Source organism: Pectobacterium quasiaquaticum (genome assembly GCF_014946775.2).
Lineage (GTDB): Bacteria > Pseudomonadota > Gammaproteobacteria > Enterobacterales > Enterobacteriaceae > Pectobacterium > Pectobacterium aquaticum.
On the sequence record NZ_CP065177.1, the window covers coordinates 2,117,346 to 2,130,051 of the forward strand.

General features: G+C 49.7%; 13 protein-coding genes. 3 read left to right on the forward strand and 10 right to left on the reverse strand.

Annotated elements, in window-relative coordinates:
* Positions 1-19: 19 nt before the first annotated feature.
* The gene (gene cls / locus IG609_RS09840) at positions 20-1,480 is read right to left on the reverse strand and encodes a cardiolipin synthase (RefSeq protein ID WP_193398618.1); all 1,461 of its coding nucleotides are present in this window, start codon (positions 1,478-1,480) and stop codon (positions 20-22) included.
* Between the two features lie 190 nt (positions 1,481-1,670).
* On the opposite strand from cls, the gene IG609_RS09845 reads away from it, so the two are divergent.
* Positions 1,671-1,847, forward strand: a complete 177-nt coding sequence (locus tag IG609_RS09845) for a YciY family protein (RefSeq protein WP_125176083.1) — start codon at positions 1,671-1,673, stop codon at positions 1,845-1,847.
* 70 nt (positions 1,848-1,917) lie between these two features.
* Here the strand turns inward: IG609_RS09845 and IG609_RS09850 are convergent, their stop codons facing one another.
* Complete coding sequence (locus IG609_RS09850) at positions 1,918-3,591, reverse strand: Tar ligand binding domain-containing protein (RefSeq protein WP_193398617.1); 1,674 nt, start codon at positions 3,589-3,591, stop codon at positions 1,918-1,920.
* A 131-nt stretch (positions 3,592-3,722) separates the two neighbouring features.
* Entirely contained in the window at positions 3,723-4,019 is a 297-nt protein-coding gene (locus tag IG609_RS09855) for a YciI family protein (RefSeq protein WP_102117618.1), read from the reverse strand.
* Between the two features lie 261 nt (positions 4,020-4,280).
* Here IG609_RS09855 and tonB point away from each other — a divergent pair, with 261 nt between their 5' ends.
* A complete protein-coding gene (tonB, locus tag IG609_RS09860; protein WP_193398616.1) occupies positions 4,281-5,033 on the forward strand; it encodes a TonB system transport protein TonB in 753 nt (250 codons plus the stop codon).
* Between the two features lie 103 nt (positions 5,034-5,136).
* On the opposite strand, the gene yciA is transcribed toward tonB, so the two are convergent.
* The 3 genes from yciA to IG609_RS09875 form a co-directional block, all read right to left on the reverse strand.
* Positions 5,137-5,559: an acyl-CoA thioester hydrolase YciA gene (gene yciA, locus IG609_RS09865; protein WP_010275288.1), complete on the reverse strand. Its 423-nt coding sequence runs from the start codon at positions 5,557-5,559 to the stop codon at positions 5,137-5,139.
* Positions 5,560-5,578: 19 nt separating this feature from the next.
* The gene (locus IG609_RS09870) at positions 5,579-6,148 is read right to left on the reverse strand and encodes a septation protein A (RefSeq protein ID WP_193398615.1); all 570 of its coding nucleotides are present in this window, start codon (positions 6,146-6,148) and stop codon (positions 5,579-5,581) included.
* Positions 6,149-6,347: 199 nt separating this feature from the next.
* Positions 6,348-7,100: a YciC family protein gene (locus tag IG609_RS09875; protein WP_193398614.1), complete on the reverse strand. Its 753-nt coding sequence runs from the start codon at positions 7,098-7,100 to the stop codon at positions 6,348-6,350.
* 338 nt (positions 7,101-7,438) lie between these two features.
* Here IG609_RS09875 and ompW point away from each other — a divergent pair, with 338 nt between their 5' ends.
* Positions 7,439-8,074 carry an outer membrane protein OmpW gene (gene ompW / locus IG609_RS09880; protein ID WP_193398613.1) on the forward strand — a complete coding sequence of 212 codons (636 nt, stop codon included), beginning with the start codon at positions 7,439-7,441 and terminating at the stop codon, positions 8,072-8,074.
* A gap of 134 nt (positions 8,075-8,208) precedes the next feature.
* Here ompW and IG609_RS09885 read toward each other — a convergent pair whose 3' ends face one another.
* The 4 genes from IG609_RS09885 to trpCF form a co-directional block, all read right to left on the reverse strand.
* Positions 8,209-8,940, reverse strand: coding sequence for an oligogalacturonate-specific porin KdgM family protein (locus IG609_RS09885; protein ID WP_193398612.1), 732 nt, complete (start codon positions 8,938-8,940; stop codon positions 8,209-8,211).
* Between the two features lie 384 nt (positions 8,941-9,324).
* Entirely contained in the window at positions 9,325-10,131 is an 807-nt protein-coding gene (gene trpA, locus IG609_RS09890; protein ID WP_193398611.1) for a tryptophan synthase subunit alpha, read from the reverse strand.
* Entirely contained in the window at positions 10,131-11,324 is a 1,194-nt protein-coding gene (gene trpB, locus IG609_RS09895) for a tryptophan synthase subunit beta (RefSeq protein WP_180784335.1), read from the reverse strand. Before trpB ends, trpA begins: the two co-directional genes overlap by 1 nt.
* Positions 11,325-11,337: 13 nt before the next feature.
* Entirely contained in the window at positions 11,338-12,705 is a 1,368-nt protein-coding gene (trpCF, locus tag IG609_RS09900) for a bifunctional indole-3-glycerol-phosphate synthase TrpC/phosphoribosylanthranilate isomerase TrpF (protein ID WP_193398610.1), read from the reverse strand.
* Position 12,706 lies beyond the last annotated feature (1 nt).

Here is a 12,706-nt window from a genome sequence, read left to right on the forward strand (position 1 = left end):
AACACGGGAAAACGCGTATTTATAGCAGGGGGCTGAAAAAGTAGAACAGCCGCTCGACGATACGTTGCCAGTAAGGGCGGTTTTGCCACTGTGTCGCGTTTAACAGGCGTGAGCGGGCGATATAGTCTTCCTGCACGCAGGCTAAATCACTGCCGAATCCGGCATCGTCAATCACCAGCGTAATTTCAAAATTCAGCCACAGACTGCGCATATCCAGATTCACCGTGCCAACCAGACTGAGCTGTCCATCAACCAGTACGCTTTTGGTGTGCAGCAGTCCGTCCTTGAACTGATAAATTTTTACGCCAGCGTCCAGCAGTTCCGTGAAGAACGCGCGACTGGCCCAGCCGACCAGCACGGAGTCATTCTTGTGCGGAACAATAATGCTGACATCGACCCCGCGCTGAGCGGCGGTACAGATGGCGTGCAGTAAATCGTCACTGGGTACGAAGTAGGGGGTCGTCATGATCAATTGCTTACGTGCCGAATAGACGGACGTCAGCAGCGCCTGATGGATCATTTCTTCCGGGTAACCGGGGCCGGAGGCAATAACCTGAATGGTATGGCCGCTCTCCTGTTCGAACGGCATAACGTTAACATCCGGCGGTGGCGGAAGCAGGCGCTTGCCTGTCTCCATTTCCCAGTCGCAGCAGTAGATAATTCCCAACGTGGTCGCCACTGGGCCTTCAATGCGTGCCATCAGATCAATCCACTGCCCAACGCCCGCATCTTGTTTGAATAAACGTGGATCGACCATATTCATGCTGCCGGTATAGGCAATACGGTTGTCGATCAGGATGATTTTACGATGCTGTCGCAAATCCATGCGGCGCAGGAACGCACGGAACAGATTGACTTTCAGAGCTTCGACCACGTCGATCCCTGCGGTGCGCATCAGCTCAGGGTGATGCTGGCGGAAAAATTGTACGCTGCCAGCTGAGTCTAGCAGGATACGGCAATGTACCCCGCGTCGTGCCGCGGCGATAAGCGAAGAGGTCACTTGCTCAACCAGACCACCGGGTTGCCAGATGTAGAACACCATCTCGATGTTGTTACGTGCGAGTTCAATATCTCGCAATAACGCTTTAATGGTGTCATCAAACGTGGTCATCAACTGCAACTGATTGCCTTTAACGCCGCCGACCCCTTGCCGCCTTTCGCACAACTTAAATAACGCGCTAGCGACTTCGCTGTTTTCCGTTGCGAAAATACGGCGATATTCTTTTAATTCGCGTAGCCATTTCGCCGTTGAAGGCCACATTTTGCTGGCACGTTCGGCTCGGCGTTTGCCGAGATGGAGCTCGCCAAACGAAAGATAAGCGACAATACCGACAAGTGGCAGAATATAAATCACCAACAGCCAAGCCATCGCAGAAGGCACCGCCCGACGTTTCATCAGAATACGCAGGGTCACACCTGCAATCAGCAACCAGTAGCTAAAAACCAGTAACCAACTTATTACGGTATAAAATGTCGACATAAAAGCAGCACGGTTCCCTTCTGCAAATAATTAACAAAGTGTACGCATAGATTTATAAAAGGGGAAATGCCTTTCCTCTGAATAAAAGTTATGAGTAAGAAGATAATCGTTGAGAAAGGAATTCACGGATTGTCGCCGTGAATGAGGGGGGTATAATGCCCAGCGCGAGTGGATTAACAAGAGTCGCATAATGAAACGCAGTCGGAATGAAGTGGCCCGCTGGCGGATGTTGCGTCAGGTCCAGCGTAGAAGAAGTCGCTGGTTGGAGGCTCAATCACGGTCGTATCGCCATATTCGCTCTGCCCGTTATCTGCAACAAAAGCAACAACGGCGGGCATTGCTCTATGCGGTAACCTACGACTGGTAAGCCAGTGAGGAAAATAGCGACCTGAAGTATGGTCGCTATTTTTTTATCACGAGTCTGAACTCTCTGCGGTTCACCCTATTGCTGGAATGCGCTGTGCCATTTCTCTTTTAGCAATCATCAAGTTAACCTCAGCCTCTGTTGAGGGCAGGATAAACAGCGAGACTGACCTATTTAAGCGTTCCGTTTGCTCCAGCAGTGAGGCGAAGGTGTGTGCGGAGGCTTCAACCTGTCCCGCATTTTCTCTGACGGTGTCGTTCAGCGTACTGAGCCGGGCGGTGACTTCATGAATGCTCTCGTTCTGCTGGTGCGATACTTCCGAGATCTCGCTCAGAAACGCGCCAGTCCCTTTCGCTGTCTGAATGATATTCTGTAGGCTGTCATTCAGTTTGTTCACCAGTCGCGTTCCGGCGGTTACGCTGTTATCAGAATCACGAATCAGCACATTAATATTTTGTGCAGAATGGCTGCTTTGCGAAGCTAGGGTGCCGACTTCCCGTGCGACAACGGCAAAACCTCGGCCCATCGCCCCAGCTCGTGCGGCTTCAATGGCGGCGTTCAACGACAAAATATGCGTCTGAAACGCCACGTTCTCAATCATCCCTATGGCTTCGGTCATCTCACGCGTTCTGCCTGCAATGTCTGACATCGCCGCTTTGACGTCGTTCATCATCGTCTCACCCTGCGCAGCGATTGTGCTGGTATCTTCTGCGTGCAAATTGGCCTGTTGGGTATGCTGGGTATTTTGCTCAAGATGCTGACTAAGCTGAATAATATGCTCGGTGGTGACTTTGAGCTCGTGGGATTGGCGGTTTGCCTGTTCGGAAAGCCGATGGTTATCTGCCGCGACCCGATCGACCTGCGTCACCATATGGTCAACGCCCTGGCGAACCTGATTGACCAAGGTTACCAAGCCTTCCTGCATTTGAATGACGCTGGCGTTAAGCTGTTCAACTTCGCGTGTACCGCGCGTCTTTGTATTGACCGCATGCGAAAGGTCACCCTCGGCGATCCGTTTTAAATGGGCAATGATGTGCGTCAGTGGACGAATAATGATACGACTTACGCCAATCCACACGGCGATGGCGATCGCCAGCAAGAGGCCAAGAACTGTAATGAAAATCGTTTTTGCGTTATCGAGAGAGGATAAAAATTGTTGACCATGCTGTTTTTGTAGCGCATCGGTATCTTGCAGGTAGTGTGAATACTTCTGGGTAAAATCGCTTTGATAGGCCTGTACCGGAACGGCAAAGAAAATATCGATCTGATTAGTGGTCTTTATTCCCTCGGCCAGCTCGACAAGCCCAGAATAAAGCTGACTGTAACTCTTTTTCAAATCGATAAACGCCGCGGTGTCCGCTTCAGCCGTTGTAACCGTCCCCAGTAATTGGTAGTGCTCCTGTGCCTGTTTGAGAGACACTTCCGCCTCATCCATCAAGCTATGCCAGCTACCTTCAGAGCCCGTTTCTTTGTCTACTAACAGATAAATGCCCGCGCGGTTGAGTTTATCGCTGGCACTCATCACTTCCATCCGTGCTTTATCCATTAACGCTTGTTGCTGACGCAGGTTCTCGTTAGCGGAAATATCCTGCCGAACCTGAGTCATCGTTTGCGAAATGACGCCGACGGAAACCAATTGCAGTAAAGAAAATAACCCAATGATCAATAACAATCCGGAGAGAATACTGAGGCGATGACGGCGGCGGATAGGTGCAACGCCGTTTCGTAAAATCGCAGGCATTAACATGATTGCTGACCCTCTATAAGTGAATAGCGGTCAAACTATCATTGTTAAATGACTAAAATATTTCAGCTTTTGAGAGAGGCGAAAAAGGCCATGGCATTTTAGTACAACCATGACCTTTATCAAGGGAACCCTTAAAACACTTTCTTGAATGGCTTCACGCTAACGTGTTTATAGACGCCCGCCGCGAGGTAAGGATCGGCGTTTGCCCATGCTGTTGCCTCATCCAGCGATGTGAATTCGGCGATAATCACGGAGCCGCTAAAACCAGCCTGACCGGGATCGTCGCTGTCGATTGCAGGCAAAGGGCCAGCGGTAATCAGTCGCCCTTGATCGCGCAATGCCTGTAAACGTGCAAGATGGTCCGGTCTGACCGACAGGCGTTTTGCTAATGAATCAACATTATCTTCAGCATAAATGACGTAGAACATAGCGACCTCACAAGTGGGAAAGTACCTTTTCGTTTTGTGACTGGGTTGATACCCCAGCGGCCAAACGCTATCGGGTAAGAGAAACGTGTTTCTATCATCATACGTGATGTTGTTTGAAGACAATAGTGCGAGGACAATAGGTTGATTTGCCAGCGTAATCCCCCCACAATTTCGGTTTTTTTAACAATTCCACGGGTTGTTATTGAATATGATTGCTATTTGCATTTAAACTTGGGCGGCATAAGAGGATAAAGACAGACTATGCCGCAAAAAAAGTTTTTTTGGACCCGCCGCTACTCATGGCCATTCATACTCTCAGTTGGTTTCCACGGTTCACTGATTGCAGGATTGCTGTACGCCTCGTTTAATCATTCAATCGAATTACCGCAGGAATCCAAGCCTATCAGCGTTGTAATGGTGAACCCTGCGGCCTATGAGGCGGCACCAACGGCCAAATCTGCTCCAGAGCCTGAGCCGATCAAGCAGCCCGAGCCAGAGCCGGAACCGATTCCGGAACCGGAGCCATTGCCGCAGCCGGTTCCGATGCCATTACCCGAACCCAAGCCTAAGCCGCCGAAACCTGAACCCAAGCCTGTGAAGAAGGTTGAGCAGCCGAAACCAGTTAAACGTGAGCCGACCGTTGAAAAACAGCCACCTTCGCTGTTTACCAGCGAAGAGCCGACGCGCAATGTGACGAATGCGCCAGTGAAACAGGCACCCGCGCCCGCAGCAAGCACGCAGTCAAGTGGGCCACGTCCGTTGAGCCGCGCACAGCCTCAGTATCCGGCGCGCGCGTTTTCCCTGCGCGTTGAAGGGCGGGTAAAAATGCAGTTTGATGTGGATGAGTTTGGACGTGTTGACAACGTACGCGTGCTTTCTGCCGAGCCGCGCAATATGTTCGAACGCGATATCAAACAGGCCATGCGTAAATGGCGTTATGAAGCCGATAAGCCGGGCAAAGATTTAGTGGTGACCATCGTCTTTAAAATTGACGGCGGGGCGGCAGTTGAATAATTCACGCTGATATGAAAAAAAACGGGGCGCCATCTTTGCAGATGACGCCCCGTTTTCGTATCGATCACTATTCAAGGCAGCTTACGTCGATGAACGCTAAACGTTACTCGCTTGGCGTGAAGTTGCTTTTACCTGCGGGCAGTTCGCGCGGATGGCCTTCTTCATCTACGGCGACATAGGTGAATAACGCCTCGGTAGCCCGATAGCGCTGACCAATCGGCTCAGAGGAGACTTTCTTCACCCACACTTCAACATTGACGTTGATAGAGCTACGGCCAGTACGTAAACAACGCGCATAGCAACAAACCACATCGCCGACGGCGACAGGTTTTAAGAACGACATCCCATCAACCCGTACGGTAACTACACGCCCCTCGGCAATTTCTTTCGCCAGAATCGCGCCGCCGATGTCCATCTGCGACATCAGCCAGCCGCCAAAAATATCCCCGTTCGCATTGGTATCGGCTGGCATTGCCAGCGTGCGGAGAACCAGTTCGCCCTGTGGTAACACGTTTTGTGTGCTCATTGTGTCTATCTCGCTTTGGCTATTGCTGTTGCTCGCTTTTTTCTTCTTCTGACTTTTCCTGATCGTTAGGCAAGTGACGATAGATATAAACGCCACAAATCAGCGTAAACAGCAGCGTCACACCGGTCAGACCAAAGACTTTGAAATTAACCCAAACGTTTTGCGGTAACCAGAAAGCAATATAGATGTTAACCAGCCCACACACCAGAAAGAACATAGCCCAGGCGAAATTCAGTTTCCCCCAGACGGGCTGCGGCAAGGTTAACTCTTTACCCAGCATTTTCTGAATCAGGGTCTGTTTCATCACAAACTGGCTAACCAGCAGGGCAATGGTAAACAAGGTGTAGATGATGGTGACTTTCCACTTGATAAACAGATCGTTATGGAACACCAGCGTTAGCGAACCGAAAACGACGACCATGGCAAAGGTGACCAGCGTCATTTTCTCTATTTTACGATACATCACCCAAGTGACCACGAGTGACAGCGCCGTTGCGGCAATCAGTGCACCCGATGCGATATAGATGTCATAAAGTTTATAGGCCGCAAAAAAAACGACCAACGGTATAAAATCAAGAAGTTGCTTCATTATGTCAATCCATCACTCAACAGTGTCGTAATCTTAACTCGCGAGAGTTATCCGATAGCTCACGCCATTATCCTTTATTGTCGAACACCATTCCCGAGATATTGTAATAATTTGCAGAAAATTACGATTGGGTTGATAGCGAACGGATATCAGGCGGAACCTATGCCACCAGAGCGATGGCATAGGCAGAGAGCGGAAGCTAAGTGCGCAGCAGCATATAAAGGCGGAACAGGTAAATGAGCAGTAGCGCGGAGATCAGGTTACCTAAGCCATTCAGAACCACGCCGAGCACGGTTGGTGAGGAAATCGGTAACTTTGACACGATCAGCAAAATAGCGATTTTAGCCAGTAGCCACATCACGATGGCAGGCGCGGTTGCACGCAGGTTACCGTAAGCCAGTTTAGTACTCACTTTAATCGCGTTGAAAATTCCGCTTTTTTCCGTGACGACAATCACGGGTGATAAACTCAGCGCAATAGCCAGCAGTACGCCAGGGATGACCAGAAGCATCATGCCAAGTTGAATGAGCAGGGTGCACAGCAGGATCAGGATAAGCAGACGCAGTAAAAAAGGTGCCGATGCGCCAATTGCTCGCAGTGCACTGGTGCGCTGTCCGTCAGAAACCAGATGGATCAGCATCAGAACCCCGCCCGTCAGCAGCGCATTGCCCACTAACGCAGCAAAGGTGCCTGCTGCCGACATTTTCAGTAACACGGTTTGTTGTTCCGGTGTCATCTGCTGAATCATATCCATCAAGCCAGCTTCGACAGAAGATGACAGATCGCTGCTGGAACTGCTCAGAATCTGTAACTCGTCTCCAGAAGGCGATAGTGCATGATTCAGTATGACAGTAATGAATGCCGTCAACAGTGACAGCATTAAGATGCTGATGAACTGGTTGCGGGTGAAATTCATCGTGTCACGGTACAACGTGTTAGCCGTGATAGGCATGCAGGCTCCTTGAAAAAGATAAATCGACAGAGAGAACTTAACTCCCAATTGTAACCTGTTAATTCGCGCTGTGGCACCCCGTCAACGATGTTTCGCCTCACTATGAGGTCAGTGTGGCATGGCTACTCATCGTGGCGCTTATTGTCACCAGTGGCGTATTTGATGCCTTGCGACACTATTGATCTGGATCAATTTCATGAAATTTAATCAGTTAGTGATAAATGATTTCGTTCAATTTGGGCGTAAAATCTTTAAAAGATGTGATCTGGCTTAAAACAAGAATACCTACTTAGGGGTATATTTCGCTCGAAATTTAAACCCTATAAATGGAGTGGGTAATGAAAAAGACATCTTTCTTATTGTTGGCAGCGGCGCTCATGCCTGCATTGACACAGGCTCATCAAGCGGGTGATTTCATTGTTCGGGCGGGATCGGCAACCGTACGACCGGTTGAAAGTTCCGATAACGTGCTGGGTAGCTTGGGATCCTTTCAGGTGAATAACAATACGCAACTGGGTCTGACTTTCAGCTACATGGTGACGGATAATATTGGGGTTGAATTGCTGGCCGCTACGCCGTTTAACCATAAAGTCGGCTTACAAAGCACGGGGACAATCGCAGAAGTGAAACACCTGCCGCCGTCTCTGGTGGCACAGTATTACTTTGGTGATAAAGAAGATAAATTACGTCCTTATTTGGGTGTTGGTCTGAATTACACGATGTTTTTCGATGAGAAATTTAATGATACGGGCAAAAATGCCCAGTTGAGCGATCTGAGTCTGAAGAATTCCTGGGGCCTTGCTGCACAAGCGGGCTTGGATTACAACCTAGATAAAAATTGGTTGGTAAACATGTCCGTGTGGTGGATGGATATTGATACCGATGTGAAATTTAAAGCCGGGAACAATCAGCAAAGTATCCATACTACGCTTGATCCATGGGTCTTTATGTTTGGCTTAGGCTATCGCTTCTGATTGTGATTGTTAGTGTAGTTTGATGAATAAAAAACGGCGACGTAAATAACGTCGCCGTTTTTATAGACAGGAAATAACAAACCAATAAAGAAACGCTATTTTTATTACAGCAATTATCTAAATAGCGTTAGCCCTTAGAAACTGTATTGTACACCAACGCGGTAGCGAGTCTGACGCTCGTCCGTTGTTGTGCTGCCTTTGACGTTACCGATCTGAGCGTAAGGCGTCCAGTTTTTGTCGAATTTATAAGCCAGTTTAATATCGTGGCTCATTTCATAATTTTCATTATCTGCCAAATACCACTGAGCGCCTGCTTTGTTGTTCTTGTTGTATTCAAATTCGTATTCAACCACAAAGTTGGCTGGCAGTTTATAACCCAGCGTACTGGTGATGGTGTAGCCAGTGATAGCGGTAGGGTTTGTAGCAGAATTCGGGTTACCGATGTTATTACTGTTACGCAGATAGGAAGCACGATAACGCAGACCATAGTACAGGGAATCGGTAATGTTGGCCGTTCCTTTGATATATGGACGGTAGTTGTTGTTGTCAGAAGTGGAAACCATGTTTAGGCCAGCTTCTAAACCAAAGGTTTTATCGAATTTGTACAGGTAGCTGGCAGTCACTTCGGTACCGCTACTGACGGTTTCGTTATAGGGTTTATTTGGCGTATTGTCTTTGCCTGACTGTTTCCACTTGGCTTCCATTGACAGGCCAAAGCCGTTGTCAAAACGGTGGGACATCAGCAGGCGATCTTTATGATCGTTCTTTGGCGTATCCTGCATCTCATGACGATAGTCAATCGTCACCGCCATGGAGCTTAAGCTGATTAAGGAGGTTACCACCATCGTCAATATTTTAGCTTTCATTTTATTATCCCAAGTCAAAGAGAATTATTATTTAAAAACGCGCTGCCACTTTTGTTCAGCGGTTCCATTCTATTTATTATTTCTTACAGTAATGTGAACAAGATCGTTAAAAAGAAAAAATTCTAAATGATCTTATTTTTGTGATTGTCTTCGTACTTTATTGGTGGGATTTATGCGATTTAAAAATAATGGTTATTTGATTTATTTCTTTGATGTGAAATTAAATAATTATTTCAATTGGAAAACATTTCTTACAATTCTAATAAATCAGACATTGAATAATAATTGAAATTATTAATTTTTAATTAAATAAGAAATAATTTGAAACATTATTCGGCGCGCGATAGGACTTGTGTAAAGTACAAATCGCGCGCCTGAAACGTGTTATGAACGCGTAGCGGCTTTCATTTCACTCACAAAGGCGTGTAACTCGGACAGCATAATGTCAGGCTGGTTCAGATTTTTTTCGATAATCCGTACGATCGCGGAGCCAGAAATGGCACCCGCTGCGCCTGAGGCTAACGTTTCCCGTACTTGAGCGGGATCGGAAATGCCAAATCCTTGTAACGGCGGGGCAGCATGATACGCATTCAGTTTGGCAACCAGATGATTCAACGGCAACTGTGCGCGCTTTTCTGCCCCAGTCACGCCCGCCCGTGAGACTAAATAGGTGTAGCCGCGACCATAAGAGGCGATCTCGCGCAGCAGTTCATCGTCAGCATTAGGCGGACAGATAAAAATGGGGGCGATACCGTGCCGCAGGGCAGCCGCACGGAAAGGCGCTGATTCCACCACAGGAACATCCGCCACCAAAACCGAATCGACGCCAACCTGCGCGCAACGCTGATAAAATTCATCAATACCGTTGCTGAAAACCAGGTTGGCATACATCAGCAGGCCAATCGGGATTTCCGGGTATTTCTGGCGTATAGCCGCCAGCATGTCGAAGCATTGGTCCGGCGTGACGCCTGCGGCAAACGCGCGCAGGTTGGCATCCTGAATGGTCGGGCCATCCGCCAACGGGTCAGAGAAGGGCACGCCCAGCTCCAACGCATCGGCACCGGCCGCAATCAGCGTGTCGATAATTTTCAGGGACTGCTCGGGAGAGGGATCGCCCAGCGTAACAAACGGAACGAACGCGCCTTCCTTTTTCTCTGACAGGCGGTTAAATAACGGTTGATAGCGTTCCATTAGATTTCTCCCCGATCTTTCAAAATATCGTGCACGGTAAAGATGTCTTTATCACCACGGCCGGACAGGTTGACCACCAGCAGTTGCTCCTTCTCTGGCTCCGCTTTGATCATCTTCAAGGCGTGTGCCAGCGCGTGGGAGGATTCCAGCGCGGGAATAATCCCTTCACCGCGGCAGAGTGCTTTGAAAGCATCCAACGCTTCATCATCGGTAATCGAGACATAGTCGGCACGACCAATGCTGTTCAGATAGGCGTGCTGCGGCCCTACGGACGGGAAATCCAGCCCAGCGGAAATCGAGTAAGACTCTTCAATTTGTCCGTCGGACGTTTGCATCATCGGGGACTTCATGCCGAAATAAATACCCACGCGGCCGTGTTTTAACGGTGCGCCGTGCTGCCCGGATTCAATACCCAAGCCACCAGGTTCAACGCCGATCAGACGGACGGTAGTATCGTCGATGAAATCAGCGAACATCCCAATCGCGTTAGAACCACCGCCGACACAGGCTAATACCGCATCCGGCAAGCGACCTTCTTTTTCCAGAATCTGCGCTTTGGTTTCCTCACCAATCATGCGTTGGAACTCGCGCACGATCGTCGGATAAGGATGCGGACCAGCCGCTGTTCCCAGCAGATAGTGTGCTGTTTCATAGCTGCCAGACCAGTCACGCAGCGCTTCGTTGCAGGCATCTTTCAGCGTGGAAGAACCGCTGTGAACCGGAATCACTTCCGCCCCCATCAAACGCATGCGGAACACGTTCGGCGACTGGCGCTCAACGTCTTTTGCTCCCATATAAACGCGGCATTTCAGGCCGAGCAGGGCGCAAGCCAGCGCCGTCGCGACACCGTGTTGGCCCGCACCGGTTTCGGCGATGATTTCACTTTTACCCATGCGCTTAGCCAGCAGAGCTTGTCCGAGTACCTGATTGGTTTTGTGCGCACCGCCGTGCAGCAGATCTTCGCGTTTCAAGTACAGCTTGGTTTTTGTCCCAGCCGTCAGGTTTTGACACAGGGTTAACGCGGTCGGACGACCTGCGTAGTTTTTCAGCAGATCGATAAATTCGGCCTGAAATTCAGGATCTTTTTGTGCGCTGACGAAAGCCTCTTCCAACTGGCGTAACGCCGGGATGAGGATCTGCGGAACAAACTGCCCGCCGAATTCACCGAAATAAGGGTTGAGTAATGTCATAATTTTCCCGTCTGTTTTAGTGCTGCGGCTGACGTAATGTCGCAAAAACCGCCGCAATTTTATGTGAGTCTTTTTTTCCCGGTTCGCTTTCTACCCCGGAATTGAAATCCAGTCCTGCGCAACCTTGCTGGGCCGCCAGAGCGCAGTTATCACTATTCAGGCCGCCGGCTAGCAGCACGTTATTCAATGATTGATTCGCCAGCAGCGACCAGTTGAAGGTTTTCCCGCTGCCACCTTGGCCGTTATCAAACAGGTAGCGATCGACGTGGGTGAGATTGCGTTCTGGCAGGGTATCCGTGATGCTCAGCGCTTTCCAAATCTGGCAGGTTGCGGGTAACTGCTGGCGTAGCTTGTCGATCGTCTGTTGATCTTCATCGCCGTGTAACTGAACGGCTGCTAACCCCAACTGCGTTGTGATCGCAACGATGTGTTCAACGGGCGCATTGCGAAAAACACCGACATAGCGCAGTGGGGCACCCGTCATCACGTCGGCGGCTTGTTTGGCGTCAATATAGCGTGGAGAACTGGCTACGAAGATTAAACCGCCGTAGAGCGCACCCGCTTGATAGGCGGCCTGCGCATCAGTTGCGCGCGTCAGGCCGCAGACCTTGTTTTCTCCCAAAATAACGCGCCGTACCGCGCCGTTCAGATCCGGCTCAGACATCAGTGAACTGCCGATCAGGAAGCCCTGAGCAAAGGCGCTAAGTTCACGAATCTGTGCCTGGCAGTTGATACCGGATTCGCTGATCACGGTGACGCCAGCAGGCAGACGGGGTGCGAGCGTCCGGGTACGATTGAGGTCAATGGAGAGATCGCGCAGGTCGCGGTTGTTGATCCCAACAACGCGGGCTTCGAGCTGAATGGCCCGCAGCAGCTCTTCTTCATTACTGACTTCTGTCAACACGCCCAGCTTCAGACTGTGCGCCACTTCGGCCAGTTGCTGATACTGATCGTCGTCCAGCACGGATAGCATCAGCAGAATGGCATCGGCCTGATAGTAGCGTGCCAGATAGATCTGGTAGGGCGAAATAATAAAGTCTTTGCACAACACCGGTTGATGCACTGCCGCGCTAACCTGCGGCAGAAAGGCAAAATCGCCCTGAAAGTACTTTTCGTCAGTCAAAACGGAAATAGCAGACGCGTAATCTTTATAGACCTGCGCTATCGCTACTGGGTCAAAATCATCGCGAATCAATCCCTTCGACGGTGACGCCTTTTTGCATTCAAGAATAAAGGCGGGTTTATCCTGTTTCAGCGCCTGATAAAAATCACGCTGGCTGGGAACGATCTCATGCTGAAAAGAGGCCAGCGGCTGTGCTTTTTCGCGTTCCGCAACCCAGAGCGCTTTATCGCGCACAATTTTATGTAATACGGTTTCCTGCATG